We start from the raw sequence: 16,174 nt of genomic DNA, 5'->3' as shown, positions 1-16,174 counted from the left end.
CCCACGAGATACGAGGTCGACCAGCGTGTCAGCACTGCCCGAGACCGCCTCACCGTCAGCGCCGGGGCCGCGGCGCCCGCGCGCCGAGCGCCCGGCGGACCTCGCGCTGCTGCCCGATCTCGTGCGTGCCGCCATCGCCCGGCACGCACCGGGGGCGGAGCACGAATGGAACGTCGACCAGGCCGAGTTCTGGTGCCATGTGGCCCCCGAGGGGGCGATCCGGCGGGCCCAGGGCTGGAAGCTCCATGTCTCGGCCACCCCGCTCGCCGCGCCCCTGACCCTGGCCAGGGCCGCCGAGGTGCTGGTCGCCCACCGGTGCCGGTTCAAGTTCGCGGGGAGCCCCGCCCGAGTCACCGAACTGGTCTCGGGGCGCTTCGCGCGGGGCGGGTCCGGCAAGTTCATCACCGTGTACCCGGCGGACGACGACCAGTTCCGACTGCTCGCCGAGGAGTTGCACCGGGCCACCGCCGGGCTGCCGGGGCCCGCCGTACTCTCCGACCGGCGCTACCGCCCGGACAGCCAGGTCTTCTACCGGTACGGGGTGTTCTCCGGCGTCCGCCGGCTGATGCCCGACGGCGGGTACGTCGCGTCCCTCACCGACCCCGAGGGGCGGCCGGTCCCCGACGAGCGCAACGCCTGGTTCAGCCCGCCCGCCTGGGCGGGCGACCCGTTCCCCGACCGCCCGGCCGCCCCGGCCCGCAGCACCGCCACGGCCAAGCCCGTGCTGCTGAACGGGCGCTATCTCGTACGGGGCGCGATCCAGCACTCCAACAAGGGCGGGGTGTTCCGGGCCGAGGACTCCGAGACCGGGGAGCAGGTCGTCGTCAAGCAGGCGCGGGCCCATGTGGGCGCGGGGCTGGAGGGGCTCGACGTACGGGACCTGCTGCGCCGGGAGGCGGCGCTGCTGGGACGCTTCGGCGGGGCCCGCCCGGAGCCGGTCGTCCCGCGCGTCGTCGAGGTGTTCGAGCAGCAGGGCAGCGTCCTCATGGCCGTGGAGTCGGTGCCCGGTGCCACCCTGCGCCGCACCGTCGCCCAGCGGCTGGCCGAGGACGGCACCGCCTGCCCCGACGAGAGGACGGCCGCGTCCCTGGTCGGGCAGCTCGTCGAACTGGTCGCCACCGCCCACGGACTGGGCCTCACCCTGCACGACTTCAACCCGAACAACATCATGGTCACCCCGGACGGCCGGCTGCTGCTGATCGACCTGGAGATGGCGGCCCCGCAGGGCGAGCGCTGGGTGCTCGGCGCGACCCCCGGCTACACCGCCCCGGAGCTGCGTGCCGCCGGCCATGTGGCGCCCGCGCTGCCGCCCTCCGTCGACCTGTTCGCCCTGGGCGCGACCGTGCTGCACGCGCTGAGCGGCGCCGACCCGCTGTTCGCACCGGACCTGCCGGAGGCCGCGGCCCGCCCCGGCGAGGAGCGCCTGGCCCGGCTCGTGGAACTCCTCTCCCGCGACCGGCCCCTGGTACGCGGGTACGCGCCGCTGATCCTGGGACTGATGCGGGACGAGCCCGCCGAGCGCTGGACCCTGGAGGAGGCCCGGAACTTCCGCCCGGCCACCGCCAGGAACGACCGCACCGGCTCGACCGACCGTGCGAACCGGGCCGAGGACACCCGCGAACGCCTGCTGCACGACGGCATCGCCCACCTGCTCGCCACCATGCGGCCCGGTGACCCGGAACGGCTCTGGCCCTCGGACAGCTTCGGCGAGACCTGCGACCCGGTCACCCTCCAGCACGGCTCGGCGGGCGGGGTGGCGGTGCTCGCGCGAGCGCTGCGCGAGTGGGACGGCTTGTCCGCCCAAGCGCCTTCGTCCCTCTCCGCCGAGGCGCTGCGCGAGGGGCTGCGGGCCGCCGCGTACTGGACCGCCGACCGGCAGGACGCGCTGCCCTGGGACCTGCCGGGCCTGCACTTCGGCCGCTCGGGCACGGCCTGGGCGCTGCTCGACGCCGCGCGGGCGCTGGACGACCCCGACCTCGCCGAACGGGCCGCGAAGACGGCCCTGGAGCTGCCCGTACGGTGGCCCAACCCCGATGTGACGCACGGCGCGGCCGGATCGGGCCTGACCCAGTTGCACTTCTGGCACGGCACCGGGGACGCCCGCTTCCTCGACCGTGCCGCCGAGGCCGCGGAGGGGCTGCTCACCGCGGCACGGCACACCCCCGAGGGCGTGTTCTGGCCGATACCCGAGGACTTCGGTTCGGCACTGGCGGGCGCCTGGCACTACGGCTTCGCGCACGGCGTCGCCGGAGTCGGCACCTTCCTGCTGCTGGCGGCCGGGGCCACCGGCGACGACCGGTTCCGCGCCGCGGCCGTCGCGGCGGGCGAGACCCTGACGGCCGCCGCCCGCAGCGGCCCGGCGGGAGCACTCTGGCCCGTCGACCGCGCCCGCCACCTCTCCGACTCTCCGGACCTCGCACGGCACTGGTGCAGCGGCTCGTCCGGCGCGGGCACCTTCCTGGTCCGGCTGTGGGCGGCCGGCGGCGCCGGGGCCTCTGGGGACGACGCCCTGCGCGCACTGGTGGAGGGCGCGGCCGACGCGGTCAAGGCGGGCCGGGTGACGGACTCGCCCGCCACCTGCCACGGACTGGCGGGCAACGCCGAACTCCTCCTGGACGTGGCCGAACTGACCGGCGACGACCGCCGCCGCGCCGACGCGGAACTGCTCGTCGAGCACCTGGCGGCCCAAGCGGTCCTGCGCGACGGCCGTCTCCTGATACCGGACGAGAACCGGCGCACCGTCCTTGCCGAATACGCCACCGGCCTCGCCGGAAGCCTCTCGCTGCTGCTGCGCATGCGGTTCGGCGGCCCCCGCGCCTGGCTCCCCGAGGGCGACCGCACCACCCCCTGAGTCGTCCGGTGGCCACCGGCCACCGGCAGCCGTTCCACACCCGGACCGGCACCCCTCCCCACCGAAGGAGACCGAAATGATGGAGCACGACATCGACGCCCTGCAGCTCCTGCCCGAGGACCTCCGCACCGAGGACGCCCGCGGCGAGGAGCACGCCGCTGCGCTGATCACCGCCTGCCGCTGGACGACCAGCGGCTGCTGACAGCCCGTACACACCGCAGGGGACCGGCGACACCGCCGGTCCCCTGCGGTGTCGCCGGCGCATCCGTGAACGACAGAGATCCCGCCCGATCTTTCGATCGGACGGGATCTCTGTGTGTGCGGTGGACCTGTGGGGATTTGAACCCCAGACCCCCTCGATGCGAACGAGGTGCGCTACCAGACTGCGCCACAGGCCCTTGCAACGAGTGAAACTCTAGCACCCCGAACGGGGTGCTCGGAAATCCGGTCCGTGCTGGTCAGCCGAGACGGCGGGGCAGTGGACCCGGAGCGGGCTCACTCATTGGCGGCTCTGGGGCGCTCCCCGTCCTCGTACTGGTCGAAGAGCGGGGTCCGGCCCCGGTCGCGGCTGCGGCGGGACTGGTTGGTGCGCTGGCGCGGTGCCGGGTCGACCGCGGGCACGACGGGGTGCGAGGTGCCGGTGGGCTCGGCGACGCTGGAGCGGGCCGCGCTCCAGGTCTCCGGGTTGCCGACCTCGACGCCGCCCGTGGCGCGCGGGGCGACCGGGGCGGTGACGTAGGTGGGCAGCGGGACCGGGACCGGCTCCCAGCTGTCGCCCTGGACCCGGCCGCGCTCACGCTGCTGGTCGACCCACTCCGCGTGGTCCGTCTGCTCGACCAGGGCACGGCGGCCGGCCTCCTGCGGGGAGACGGCGGGCGCGGGCTCCGGCTCGGGGTGGCGCGCTTCGGGCTCCTCGTCGGGCTCGGCGGGGGCCGCCGCGGCCGGCTGGTGCCTGCGGGTGCGGCTCTCGCGCAGATGCTGCGCCGCCACCTCGGCCCGGCGCCGGTCCATGGTGAAGGCGAACCGGCGCCGCTCCTGGGCCCGCAGATGCACGATGTACGTGCTCAGCAGCACGGCCGGAACCGCGGGCGCCCAGAGGAAGTGGAGGCCGCCGACCGCCGCGACGACCGCGCCGAGGGTGAAGGCCAGGAAGAGGACGACGGTGGTGCGCCGACGGCGCGCGAGGACCTGCAGGCGCTGGGCCCGCCGGACGCGCTCGGCGTCCGTTCCGCCGGGGCGCTGGCGTGCGCGCCGCGCGGAAGCCGGTGCCTTTGCCCGGGACTTTGCCTGTGTCTTCGCCTCTGCCGCTTCGGGGCGCTCCTCGGGCGCGCGCGCCGGGTCGTGCACCCGGGCTTCGGTGTGCGCGTCGGGCGCGGCGAAGGCCCGGACGTCCACGGAATCCAATCGGTCCGTGTCGACGTCCGGGTCCCCGTCGGGCTCCGCCTCCTCGCCGATGCGCTCCCGCAGGTCCTTGGCGTACCGGCGCTCCATCGCCGCCCGTCCGGACAGCAGCCGGATGGCGGTGCTGAAGCGTTCCGTCGGACGGGCTTCGTTGAGCTCGTCCTGCCTGCGGAGCCACATCGGCACCAAGTAGGCGGCCCAGGCCCCGACGATGACTGCATAGATGAGGCCGCTGCTGCTCACGTCTCACACCGTAGAGGGGTTTGCGCGGGGGCATCCGCCAATTGGCCCGGTGTGTCGCACGATCCGGCTGATATCACGGACTTTTTTTGTGATTGTTCAGATCAGCCATGGGTGTTTGTGTGTGCGACATCGGTCAACCGCCGATCAATATCGAACACTTATTTTATTTCCCGTGGTGTTCCGGGTCGTGACCGGTGCCAGCGCCGGAGCAGTCCGTCGGGTACTTCCTCCGCGGTGAGCGCATAGATGAGGTGGTCCCGCCAGGCACCGTCGATGTGGAGATAGCGCGGGCGCAGACCTTCCTCACGGAATCCCAGTTTCTCCACGACCCTTCTGCTGGGCCCGTTCTCCGGCCGAATGCACACCTCGATGCGGTGCAGTCCGACCGTGCGGAAGCAGTGGTCGACGGCGAGCGCGACCGCGGTCGGCATCACGCCCCGGCCGGCCACCTCCTGGTCGACCCAGTAGCCGACATGGCCCGAGCACATCGAGCCCCAGGTGATCCCGGCGACCGTCAGTTGACCGACCAGCCGGCCCTCGTACTCGATGGCGAAGGGCAGTATCCGGCCCGCGTTGGCCTCGACGCGCAGATGGCGGATCATCTGACGGTACGTGGGGCGCTGGGCCACCGGTCCGCCCGGGGCGGGCGGCGGCACGGTCGCCTCCCAGGGGCGCAGCCAGTCGCGGTTGCGCCGGTTGACCTCGCGCCACATGCGCTGGTCGCGCAGTTTGATCGGCCGGAGCACGATCTCGCCGTCGCTGAGGACCACCGGCCAGGTCGAGACGTTCAGCTCGGGCTCCCCGGTCGGGGGTGATCGCCGCCGCGCAACTGGTCGACGGCGTGCACCAGGAGACGGGCGAGGACGGCGAGTCCGTCGCGCACCCCGCCGGTGGAGCCCGGCAGGTTCACGATGAGGGTGCGGCCCGCGACGCCCGCGAGGCCCCTGGAGAGCGCGGCGGTGGGGACCTTGTCGCGGCCCTCGGCGCGGATCGCCTCCGGGATGCCGGGGATCTCGCGGTCCAGGACGCGGCGGGTGGCCTCGGGCGTGCGGTCGGTGGGCGAGATGCCCGTACCGCCGGTCGTGACGATGACGTCGTACCCGGCGGCCGCTCCGGCGCGCAGGGCCTGTTCGACGGGGTCGCCGTCGGGCACGACCTGCGGGCCGTCGACGGCGAAGCCGAGCTGCGTGAGCGCCTCGGAGATCAGGGGGCCGCCCCTGTCGGCGTAGACGCCGGCCGAGGCGCGGTTGGAGGCGGTGACGACCAGGGCACGGTAGGGGGACGGGGCCGGTGATGCCCCGGGCGCCGTCATGTGTCCGCTCCGTCGGCCCCGGTGCGCCGGTAGTCGCCGGACTTGCCGCCCGACTTCGACTCGACCCGTACGTCGGTGATGACCGCCGCCTTGTCGACCGCCTTGACCATGTCGATCACGGTGAGCGCGGCGACGGAGACCGCGGTCAGGGCCTCCATCTCGACGCCCGTGCGGTCCGTGGTCTTCACGGTGGCCGTGATCTCCACCGCGTCGTCGGTGACGCTCAGGTCGACCTCGACGCCGGAGACGGCCAGCGGGTGGCAGAGCGGGATCAGGTCGGGGGTGCGCTTGGCACCCATGATCCCGGCGATCCGGGCGGTCGCGAGGGCGTCGCCCTTGGGGACTCCCTCGCCACGGAGCAGCTCGACGACGCGCGGCGAGACGAGGACCCGGCCGCCGGCCCGGGCCACCCGCGCGGTGACGTCCTTCTCCGAGACGTCGACCATGCGGGCCGCGCCCGCCTCGTCGATGTGCGTCAGCCTGTTCTCCGTACTCAACTAACTCCGCCTCGCGGTAGGGCGCCGGTTGCCCGCTCGGCCCGCACCGGGGTGCGGGCCGGGGGCCCGGGGGTGTCCCCGGGAAGGCACAGCGCCAGACACCGTACCGCCACCGTCCGGGAATCAGCGGAGCAGGATCACCTCGGTGTCCGTGCCGGGCTCGGCGGAAGTGACGTCCTCGGGCAGCACGATCAGCGCGTCCGCCCGCGCGAGTGCGCCGATCAGATGCGATCCGGCGCCGCCGACGGGGGTGACCGTGCCGGCCTCCGCGTCGTACGTACCGCGCAGGAACTGGCGTCTGCCGGATGGCGAGGTGAGTGCCTTGTCGGTGTCCAGCACGGCTTGGACGGTGGGGCGGTTCACGTCCGGCAGCCCCATCAGGGCGCGGATCACGGGCCGTACGAACAGCTCGAAGGAGATGTACGAGGAGACGGGGTTGCCCGGCAGGGCCAGCAGCGGTGTGTGGTCGGGGCCGATCGAGCCGAAGCCCTGCGGCTTGCCCGGCTGCATGGCGAGCCTGCGGAAGTCGATGCCGCTGCCCGGCTCGTCCTCGTCGCCCACCGAGGAGAGGGCTTCCTTGACGACGTCGTACGCGCCGACGCTGACGCCTCCGGTGGTGACGACGATGTCGGCGCGGATCAGCTGGTCCTCGATCGTGGCGCGGAGCGTGTCGGCGTCGTCGGTGACGGCGCCGACGCGGTAGGCGATCGCTCCGGCGTCCTTGGCCGCGGCCGTGAGCGCGAAGCTGTTCGAGTCGTAGATCCGGCCGCCGGTCAGTTCCTCGCCGGGCTGGACCAGTTCGCTGCCGGTGGAGATGACGACGACACGCGGCCGGGGCCGCACCTTCACCGTCGAGCGGCCGATCGCTGCGAGCAGGCCGATCTGCGGCGGGCCGACGACCGATCCCGCGCTCAGCGCCAGATCGCCCGGCTTGACGTCGCTGCCGCGGGCCCGGACATGGGCGCGGGCCTCGACGGGGCGGTGCACCCGGACCTCGCCGCCCGCCCCTTCCGGGGCGTCGCTCAGGGAGCGCATGGTGTCGGCGGGGCCGCCACCCGTGCCGCCGTCGGTCCACTCGACCGGGACCACGGCCTCGGCGCCGGCCGGCAGCGGGGCACCGGTCATGATCCGGGCGGCCTCGCCGGGGCCGACGGCCCGGTCGCCGGGCAGGCCGTCGCTGCCCGCCGCGACGTCACCGATGACCGTGAGCACCGCGGGGAACTCCTCGTCGGCGCCCTCGATGTCGGCGACGCGGACCGCGTACCCGTCCATCGAGCTGTTGTCGAAGGGCGGCAGGGCGATCTCCACCATGACGTCCTCGACCAGGACGCAGCCCTGGGCATCGTGCAGTTGCAGCTCGATGGGTTCGAGCGGGCGCACCGCTTCGAGAATGTCTGCCAGGTGCTCGTCCACCGACCACATCGTGCTGCTCAAAGTGCTACATCTCCTCGGTGACGTAACTGCGGAGCCAGGTCTTGAAGTCCGGGCCCAGGTCTTCACGTTCGCACGCGAGTCTGACAATGGCACGGAGGTAATCGCTCCGGTCACCGGTGTCATAGCGGCGGCCCTTGAAGACGACACCGTGCACGGGGCCGCCGGTCTTCTCGTCCTCGGCGAGGATCTGGAGCGCGTCGGTGAGCTGGATCTCGCCGCCGCGGCCCGGTTCGGTCCTGCGCAGTATGTCGAAGACGGCGGGGTCCAGGACGTAGCGGCCGATGATGGCGAGGTTGCTGGGCGCCTCGCCCGCTTCGGGCTTCTCGACGAGGCCGGTGATGCGCACCACATCGCCCTCGGCGGTGGGCTCGACGGCCGCGCAGCCGTACTGGTGGATCTGCTCCGGCGCGACCTCCATCAGCGCGATGACGCTGCCGCCCTCGCGCTCCTGGATCTCGACCATGCGGGCGAGCAGCGGGTCGCGCGGGTCGATCAGGTCGTCGCCGAGGAGGACCGCGAACGGCTGGTCGCCGACGTGCGGCGCGGCGCACAGCACGGCGTGGCCGAGGCCGCGCGGGTCGCCCTGCCGGACGTAGTGCATGGTGGCCAGGTCGCTCGACTCCTGGACCTTCTTGAGCCGTGCGGCGTCTCCCTTGCGGGTGAGCGCGGACTCCAGCTCGTAATTGCGGTCGAAGTGGTCCTCCAGCGGACGCTTGTTCCGCCCGGTGATCATCAGTACGTCGGAGAGGCCGGCGGTCACCGCTTCCTCGACGACGTACTGGATCGCGGGCTTGTCGACCACAGGCAGCATCTCCTTGGGAGTGGCTTTGGTGGCCGGCAGGAAGCGGGTACCGAGCCCCGCGGCCGGGATGACAGCCTTGCTGATCCTGGGGTGCGACTGAGTCATGCGCAGAACCATAACCGGTGCGTATGTGAGGAAGATGAGGCTCCGGTTAACTTTGTACGCCTATACGCACATATGAGAGATCCGAGGTGCCCGTTGAGCACAGAGATGTCCCGAAAGGCACTGCTCCGACGTGAACTGCTGGCCGCACGGCGCCTTCTGACCAAGGAAGACGCGGAAAACGCCGCGGTGGTTCTGTCCCGGGGCGCACTGGATCTCCCGGAGTTGTCCGGAGCCCGTACCGTCGCCGCCTACGTCTCGGTGGGCAGCGAGCCGGGCACCCGGGTACTGCTGGAGGCCCTGCGCGCCCGGGGCGTGCGGGTGCTGCTGCCGGTGCTCCTCGCGGACAACGATCTGGACTGGGCGCCGTACGAGGGGGCGGACCGTCTCGTCCGGGCCGGCCGCGGACTGCTGGAGCCGGACGGCGCGCGGCTCGGCCCCGAAGCGGTCCTGGAGGCCGACGCGGTGCTGCTGCCGGGCCTCGCGGTCGACGGGCGCGGGATGCGGCTCGGCCGTGGCGGCGGCAGCTACGACCGGGTGCTGGCCCGGCTCGCCGCGGCCGGGGCCCATCCCGCACTGATCGTCCTGCTGTACGACGACGAGGTGGTCGCGCGGGTCCCGGAGGAACCGCACGACCACCCCGTGGACGTGGTGGTGACACCGGCCGCGAGCCGCCGGACGGACAGACCCTAGGGCTTGAGGGTCAGGGTGTCGGTCGTCGACTTGGCGACGGCGTTCGTACCGAAGGACCAGTCGAGCAGTTCACCCTTGACCCACTTGTCGGTCTGATCGGTGTAGTGCGCGCTGAACGCGTGCCCGGAGGCGCCGGTGAGGTTGATCCAGCGGGATTTGTCCCAGTCCCCCACGTTGACCACCATCCGCATCGACGGGACCCAGACGACCTCGTAGCCGCCCGCCGCGTTCCAGCCGCTGGCGTTCACCGCGGCCTCGCCGCCGCCGAGGTTCCACGGGCCGCGGTTGAGGGCCCGCTGGAGCAGACCGGGGCCCTCGGTGCCGAGGGTCTGGTTCTTCAGCGTCAGCTGGTGCAGCCGGCCCCAGCTCCAGGTGCTGATGTCCTTGCCGAGCTTGGCGGTCAGCTCCCAGCGGGCGTCCTCCATGGCGCGGGCGAAGAGCTGGTCGCGGTTCTCGGTCGGCTCGTCCCGGCCGCTCCTCGGCGCCTTCCACCAGTCGCTGTTCTGGTCGTCCATCAGGTCGGCGACCACCTTGTACCAGCGGTCACCGCCGTCGGGCTGGGCGGAGTCCGCGTCCCGCCGGCCGCACTCGCGCACCAGCCTGTCCTGCTCGTCGACCGGGCCCGAACCGCCGGCCCGGGGCACGTTGAGGCACTCGCCCTCGACCCGCAGCTCCTTGGGCAGCTTGTTGCCGAAGGCCAGCTTGAGGATGTTGCGCCAGACCGCGTTGAAGTACGCGGCCGCGGCCGAGTCGGGCTCCTGGGTGTAGTCCCAGCCCTCCAGGAGCTTCTGTGCCTCGCGGACGTTCTTGTCCGAGACATTGATCTTCATCAGCTCGGGCACCAGCAGCGCGGCGATCTCGCTGGTGTTGTCCATCTGCATCTTCTGCATGTCTTCGGTCGAGATCTTCCCGCCGCCCTTGATCTTCGACTGGATGAGGTCGTCGATCCGCTGGCTGCGGCTGCCGTAGCCCCAGTCCTTGGTCAGCAGGTGCGGGTACTTCTCGTCGATGACGGCCTGGTTGGCGGTGACGATGTAGCCGCGCTTCGGGTTGTACTCGTAGGGCAGCTCGTCGAACGGGATCGGGTCCTTCTCCCAGCCGTACTTCGAGGACCAGCCGGGGCTGGGCATCGTGCCGTCGCCCTTGAGGCGGACCGGGATCTTTCCGGGCGCCTGGTAGCCGATGTTGCCCTCGGTGTCCGCATAGATCAGGTTCTGCGAGGGGACCTCGAAGTGCTCGGCCGCCGCCTGGAAGGTCTTGAAGTTCTTGGCCCGGTTCAGCTCGAAGACGGCATCCATGGACTTGCCGGGCTCCAGCGCGGTCCACTTCAGGGCGACCGCGTAACCGTCGGCCCGGTCCGGAGCGGAGTTGGTGACAGGAGCCTTCTGGCCGACCTTCTCCATTTCACTGCTGCGGTCGGAGACCAGCGGGCCATTGTCGGTCTCGCGGACGGTGATCTTCCGGTCCTTGCCTCCCGCGACCTCGATGGTCTCCTCACGGGTGGTGAAGGGCTTGATCTTGCCGTCGTACAGGTAGCCGTCGCCGGAGACCTTCTCCAGGAAGAGGTCGGTGACGTCCGCGCCGAGGTTGGTGAAGCCCCAGGCGATGTCCTGGTTGTGACCGATTATCACGCCCGGCATGCCGGAGAAGGTGTAGCCCGCGGTGTCGTACTGGCACTTCGCCGTGATCTCGCGGCAGTGCAGGCCCATCTGGTACCAGAGCGAGGGCAGCTGCGGCGCCAGGTGCGGGTCGTTGGCGAGCAGCGGCTTGCCGGTCGTCGTGTAGTCGCCGGAGACCACCCAGGAGTTGGACCCGATGCCGTTGCCGTTCGGGCCGAGCAGCGCCGGGATCTGGTCGAGGGTGTCGGAGAGCGCGGAGAGCTGGGTGTTCAGGCCCTCGGTGGCGCCCTGCGCGGTGTTCGAGCCAGTGGTGTCGGACGGGGTCGCGTCCGGGTCGAACTTCCCGGTGACCGGGGAGATCGCCCCCTGGTCCACGATCGGCCGGTGCTTCTCGTACGGGTACGGCGGGTAGAGGTCCTCGATCTGCTTCGCGTCGAGCCTGCTGGTCATCAGCGAGCGGTCGATCTCGTCCTGCATGTTGCCGCGCAGGTCCCAGGCCATGGCCTTGAGCCAGGCGACCGAGTCGACCGGGGTCCACTCGGCGGGCTTGTAGTCGTTGGTGAAGCCGAGGGCCGCGTACTCGACGGAGATGTCCTTGCCGTCGCGCCCCTTGAGGTAGGCGTTGACGCCGTCCGCGTACGCCTGGAGGTTCTTCTTGGTGTCCTCGGACAGGACGTTGTCGTACTCCTCCTGCGCGACCTTGTGCCAGCCGAGCGTGCGCAGGAAGGAGTCCGTCTCGACCTGTCCGGAGCCGAACATCTCGGAGAGCCGGCCGGCCGTCATGTGACGGCGGACGTCCATCTCCCAGAAGCGGTCCTGCGCCTGGACGAAGCCCTGGGCGCGGAAGAGATCGGCATCGGAGTCCGCGTACAGCTGCGGGATCCCGTAGCTGTCGCGTTTGACGTCGACGCTGCCGTCGAGGCCGTCGAGCTTCGTCGACCCGGTCGTCTGCGGGTACGACGCCCGCACGGTGGATACGGACCAGAACGTCCCGTAACCGATACCCGCGACAAGCGCCAGCACCAGAACGATCACGATCAGGCGGGCACGTCGCCCCTTCTTCCTGCCCGTCTTCACACCGGGGGCACCGGAGGAGGCGGAAGAGGCGGTTGAGTTGGCGGGCATCGCTGTCCTTCGAGGGGCAGGTGGTCCTGGGAGTGCAGGAGCAACCATAGGCGCAGCGCCGGGACGGCTCTGACGCGGCATCGGGATGATTCGAATTGCGCAGCGATCGTACGAACGCTCGAACGCGTCAAGAAAGCGTTAAAGATTAGGTAAGGTAACGAAGTACCGGCCGCCAACGGCCGATGCCGAAGGTCGATGCCGAAGGTCGATCGACTCGGCAGACGTACGCAGGGAAGGAACGGCCACTGTCTGTCCACACGCTCAACGAACTCCTGCTCGTCTGCTCGCTCGTACTGCTCGTCGCGGTGGTGGCGGTACGGATCTCGTCCCGCAGCGGGCTCCCCAGCCTGCTCCTGTACCTCGGCATCGGGATCGCCATAGGGCAGGACGGCATCTTCGACGTCAAGTTCGACAATGCGGAACTGACCCAGGTCATCGGCTACGCCGCACTGGTCGTGATCCTCGCCGAGGGTGGCCTGGGCACGAAGTGGAAAGAGATCAAACCGGCGCTGCCCGCCGCGGTGATGCTCTCGCTGGTCGGTGTCGCGGTGAGCGTGGGCGTCACGGCGGCCGGGGCGCACTACCTGGTCGGCCTGGACTGGCGGCAGTCGCTGATCATCGGCGCGGTCGTCTCGTCGACGGACGCCGCGGCGGTCTTCTCCGTGCTGCGCAAGGTGCCGCTGCCCGCCCGGGTCACCGGCGTACTGGAGGCCGAGTCCGGCTTCAACGACGCCCCCGTGGTGATCCTGGTGGTCGCCTTCTCGACCACGGGGCCGGTGGACAGCTGGTACGTACTGATCGGCGAGATAGCCCTGGAGCTCGCCATCGGTGCGGCCATGGGTATCGCCGTCGGCTGGCTCGGCTCGTACGGACTGCGCCATGTGGCGCTGCCCGCCTCCGGCCTGTACCCGATCGCCGTGATGGCGATCGCGGTGTCCGCGTACGCTGCCGGCGCCCTGGTCCACGGCAGCGGTTTCCTCGCCGTGTATCTGGCCGCGATGATCCTCGGCAACGCCAAGCTGCCGCACTGGCCCGCCACCCGCGGCTTCGCCGACGGGCTCGGCTGGCTGGCCCAGATCGGCATGTTCGTGCTGCTCGGGCTCCTGGTCACCCCGCACGACCTGCTCGACGACTTCTGGCCCGCGGTCGTGGTGGGCCTGGTGCTGACCGTGGTGGCACGCCCGCTGGAGGTCTTCATCTCGCTGGCGCCGTTCCGGCTGCCCTGGCAGGAGAAGGCGCTGATGTCCTGGGCGGGGCTGCGCGGCGCCGTGCCCATCATCCTGGCGACCATCCCGATGGTCGCCGGGGTCGAGGGGTCCACCCGCATCTTCAACATCGTCTTCGTCCTCGTCGTCGTCTACACCCTCATCCAGGGGCCGACCCTGCCCTGGCTGGCGAAGGCCCTGAAGATCTCCGACGATCCGGCCGAGGCCGCCGACCTGGGTATCGAGTCGGCGCCGCTGGAGCGGCTGCGCGGCCATCTGCTGTCCGTGGCCATTCCTGGCCGGTCGAAGATGCACGGCGTGGAGGTCGGGGAGCTGCGGCTGCCCGCCGGGGCCGCCGTCACCCTCGTCGTACGGGACGGCAAGAGCTTCGTACCGGCGCCCTCGACCGTGCTGCGGCGCGGCGACGAGCTGTTGGTGGTCGCCACCGATCCGGTGCGCGACGCGGCGGAGGAACGGCTGCACGCGGTCGGCGAGAACGGCAAGCTCGCGGGCTGGCTGGGGTCCGGCGGCAGAAGCGGCGGCGAGAGCACCGCCGGGGCCCATGCGGGGCACGACGTGGTGCACGACGTGACACATGCGCTGAAGGCCGTGAAGCGGCTGGGGAAGACCGGCGGACCGAAGTCGCACCACTGAGGGCGCAGATGTCCGGTGCGGTTTCGGCCTCTGCGGCCTCTGCGGCCTCTGCGCCCTTGTGGCCCTGTGGCCCTCCGGCCTCTGCGCCCCTGTGGCCCTGTGGCCCTGTGGCCCTGTGGCCTTGTGGGTGCAGGCCTTGCAGGGAGTCCTTGCGTACAATCACAGGGGCGCAAGGACCCCTGCCTGTATCATGAAGGGAATCGATCGACCCCGTGACGGGGCCGGTCGATCCGATCGACCAATCAGAACGACCAACTCTGCCTGATGCAGAGCTGGCGCGACCGTATGGCGGTCGTGGCGTCCTCCGCCTCTGCTGAGCGCCCGGCATCTACCGCAGTCCCGCGCGAAGAGGACAGCTCTCGGCAGCACCCGCACGAACGGGCCCGCACCCTCGGTGCCGCCCGCCTGCGGGAGCCCGGCCACCAGGCGGCAGAAAGGCATGGACCGTGGCGTCCACGGTCACCGACCGCCCCGGTTACGGGCAGTTGCTGCGCACCCCGGGTGCGTGGACATTTCTCCTCCCGGGCTTCGCCGCACGGCAGCCCTTCGCGATGCTGACCATCGGCATCGTGCTCCTGGTCCAGCACACCACCGGTTCGTACGGCAGCGCGGGCGCCGTCGCCGCCGTGACCGGTGTCTCCATGGCCCTGTTCGCACCGCAGACCGGCAAGCTCGCCGACCGCTTCGGCCAGCGTGCCGTGCTGCTGCCCGGGGTCCTGGTGCACGCCGCGTCCGTATCGGTGCTGACGGCACTCGCGCTGGCGGGCGCGCCCCTGTGGGCGCTGTTCGTGGCGGCCGTGCCGACGGGTGCGTCCGTCCCGCAGGTCGGGCCGATGGTGCGGGCCCGCTGGGCGGCCGTGCTCGGCGCGACACCGGACCGCGAGGCCTCGCCGCTGATGTCCACCGCGGCCGCCTTCGAATCGGTGACGGACGAGTTCACTTTCGTCATCGGCCCGGTGCTAGCCACCGCGCTGTGCACGGGAGTGCACCCGGCGGCCGGCCTGATCACGGAGGCCGCGCTGACCCTGGTCGGCGGGCTGCTCTTCGCCGCGCAGCGCCGCACCCAGCCCGCGGTGCGCAACGCCGCGTCCGGCACCGCCCAGCGGCACGCCTCCGCGCTGTCCGTACCGGGTGTACGGGTGCTCGCGGTGGCCTTCCTCGGGATCGGCGCGGTCTTCGGCGGCATGCAGGTCTCGCTGACCGCCTTCGCCGAGGAGATCGGCCGCCCGGGAGCCAACGGCCTGATGTACGGCGTCTTCGCGGCCGGCAACATGCTCGCCGGGATCGCCTGCGGTGCCATCGCCTGGAAGATCGGGCCGCGTCGGCGGCTGATCGTCGGGTACGCGGCACTGACCCTGACCGCGTCCGGACTGTGGGCGGTGCACTCGGTGCCCCTGCTGGCCGGGCTCGGACTCCTGGTCGGCCTCTCCATCGCCCCGGCCCTGATCAGCGGCTACACGCTGGTCGAGGCCCTGGTTCCGGGATCCGCCCGGACCGAGGCGTTCACCTGGCTGACGGGCTCGGTCGCGCTCGGCCAGGCGGCGGCGGTGACGGTCGCCGGACGGCTCGCGGACGCCCACGGGGCCAGCACCGGATTCCTGGTGCCGTTGGCCGGGACCGTATTGGCCCTGATCATCCTGGTGGGGCTGCGTTCGAGGCTCGTGCCCGCCGCCTCGGGACGGACCGTGACACGTGGTGTCGGTCACCGGAAGCCGGTCACGGTGGACTGATGCTGCGGAATACGTCAGTATGGAGCGTCGTTAGCACTCATTGAGTCAGAGTGCCAGGAGGAGCAAGTGCCGACCTATCAGTACCAGTGCACCGAATGTGGCGAGGGCCTCGAGGCGGTGCAGAAGTTCACCGATGACGCCCTCACCGTGTGCCCGAGCTGCGACGGACGCCTGAAGAAGGTGTTCTCGGCGGTCGGCATCGTCTTCAAGGGTTCCGGTTTCTACCGGAACGACAGCCGCGGCTCCTCGTCGAGCAGCACGTCGGCTTCGTCCTCGGCGAAGACGTCCGGTTCCGCTTCGTCGTCCGACTCCTCGTCGTCCGGGTCCTCGACGTCGGCTTCGACGGGATCCGACTCGAAGTCGTCCGCGTCCTCTTCCTCGGCCTCCGCCCCGTCTTCCTCGAAGAGCGGCACGTCGGCCTCGAAGAGCGGCACGTCGGCCGCCTGAGTCGCACACCGCACCGCGCTTCCACCGGGAGCCCCGTCGATCCGTTCGGCGGGGCTCCC

At 71.4% G+C, this 16,174-nt stretch carries 13 protein-coding genes and 1 tRNA gene; 6 read left to right on the top strand and 8 right to left on the bottom strand.

The window, feature by feature from the left end; translation table 11 throughout:
• Positions 1-25: 25 nt before the first annotated feature.
• A complete protein-coding gene (gene lanL / locus BT364_RS24485) occupies positions 26-2,851 on the top strand; it encodes a class IV lanthionine synthetase LanL (RefSeq protein ID WP_079179612.1) in 2,826 nt (941 codons plus the stop codon).
• A gap of 76 nt (positions 2,852-2,927) precedes the next feature.
• Positions 2,928-3,053, top strand: coding sequence for an ALQxL family class IV lanthipeptide (locus BT364_RS42300; RefSeq protein WP_218172452.1), 126 nt, complete (start codon positions 2,928-2,930; stop codon positions 3,051-3,053).
• Between the two features lie 122 nt (positions 3,054-3,175).
• Here BT364_RS42300 and BT364_RS24480 read toward each other — a convergent pair.
• The 7 genes from BT364_RS24480 to galU form a co-directional block, all read right to left on the bottom strand.
• Positions 3,176-3,249: transfer RNA gene (locus BT364_RS24480), tRNA-Ala, on the bottom strand.
• A 97-nt stretch (positions 3,250-3,346) separates the two neighbouring features.
• Positions 3,347-4,495 (bottom strand): divisome protein SepX/GlpR, encoded by a 1,149-nt coding sequence (gene sepX, locus BT364_RS24475; protein WP_072487389.1) that lies wholly within the window; start codon positions 4,493-4,495, stop codon positions 3,347-3,349.
• A 158-nt stretch (positions 4,496-4,653) separates the two neighbouring features.
• A complete protein-coding gene (locus BT364_RS24470; RefSeq protein WP_072487388.1) occupies positions 4,654-5,265 on the bottom strand; it encodes a GNAT family N-acetyltransferase in 612 nt (203 codons plus the stop codon).
• Between the two features lie 17 nt (positions 5,266-5,282).
• Positions 5,283-5,807 carry a MogA/MoaB family molybdenum cofactor biosynthesis protein gene (locus BT364_RS24465; RefSeq protein WP_072487387.1) on the bottom strand — a complete coding sequence of 175 codons (525 nt, stop codon included), beginning with the start codon at positions 5,805-5,807 and terminating at the stop codon, positions 5,283-5,285.
• Complete coding sequence (gene moaC, locus BT364_RS24460) at positions 5,804-6,304, bottom strand: cyclic pyranopterin monophosphate synthase MoaC (RefSeq protein ID WP_072487386.1); 501 nt, start codon at positions 6,302-6,304, stop codon at positions 5,804-5,806. The genes BT364_RS24465 and moaC overlap by 4 nt, the downstream gene beginning before the upstream one ends.
• 123 nt (positions 6,305-6,427) lie before the next feature.
• A complete protein-coding gene (glp, locus tag BT364_RS24455) occupies positions 6,428-7,738 on the bottom strand; it encodes a molybdotransferase-like divisome protein Glp (RefSeq protein ID WP_072487385.1) in 1,311 nt (436 codons plus the stop codon).
• A 4-nt stretch (positions 7,739-7,742) separates the two neighbouring features.
• Positions 7,743-8,645: a UTP--glucose-1-phosphate uridylyltransferase GalU gene (galU, locus tag BT364_RS24450; RefSeq protein ID WP_072487476.1), complete on the bottom strand. Its 903-nt coding sequence runs from the start codon at positions 8,643-8,645 to the stop codon at positions 7,743-7,745.
• Between the two features lie 105 nt (positions 8,646-8,750).
• On the opposite strand from galU, the gene BT364_RS24445 reads away from it, so the two are divergent.
• On the top strand, positions 8,751-9,335 hold the full coding sequence (locus BT364_RS24445) for a 5-formyltetrahydrofolate cyclo-ligase (RefSeq protein WP_072487384.1): 585 nt from the start codon (positions 8,751-8,753) through the stop codon (positions 9,333-9,335).
• Here BT364_RS24445 and BT364_RS24440 read toward each other — a convergent pair.
• Positions 9,332-12,079, bottom strand: coding sequence for a penicillin acylase family protein (locus tag BT364_RS24440; protein WP_072487383.1), 2,748 nt, complete (start codon positions 12,077-12,079; stop codon positions 9,332-9,334). The genes BT364_RS24445 and BT364_RS24440 overlap by 4 nt on opposite strands.
• 305 nt (positions 12,080-12,384) lie before the next feature.
• On the opposite strand from BT364_RS24440, the gene BT364_RS24435 reads away from it, so the two are divergent.
• The 3 genes from BT364_RS24435 (at position 12,385) to BT364_RS24425 (ending at position 16,115) form a co-directional block, all read left to right on the top strand.
• On the top strand, positions 12,385-13,938 hold the full coding sequence (locus tag BT364_RS24435) for a potassium/proton antiporter (RefSeq protein ID WP_256260206.1): 1,554 nt from the start codon (positions 12,385-12,387) through the stop codon (positions 13,936-13,938).
• 446 nt (positions 13,939-14,384) lie between these two features.
• The gene (locus tag BT364_RS24430; RefSeq protein ID WP_072487382.1) at positions 14,385-15,668 is read left to right on the top strand and encodes an MFS transporter; all 1,284 of its coding nucleotides are present in this window, start codon (positions 14,385-14,387) and stop codon (positions 15,666-15,668) included.
• Positions 15,669-15,734: 66 nt separating this feature from the next.
• Entirely contained in the window at positions 15,735-16,115 is a 381-nt protein-coding gene (locus BT364_RS24425; RefSeq protein WP_072487381.1) for an FmdB family zinc ribbon protein, read from the top strand.
• Positions 16,116-16,174 lie beyond the last annotated feature (59 nt).

This window comes from Streptomyces atratus (genome assembly GCF_900119365.1).
Classification (GTDB): Bacteria; Actinomycetota; Actinomycetes; order Streptomycetales; family Streptomycetaceae; genus Streptomyces; species Streptomyces atratus_B.
The sequence above is the reverse complement of the archived record's forward strand: the minus strand, read 5'-3'. Positions and strand labels throughout refer to the sequence as shown.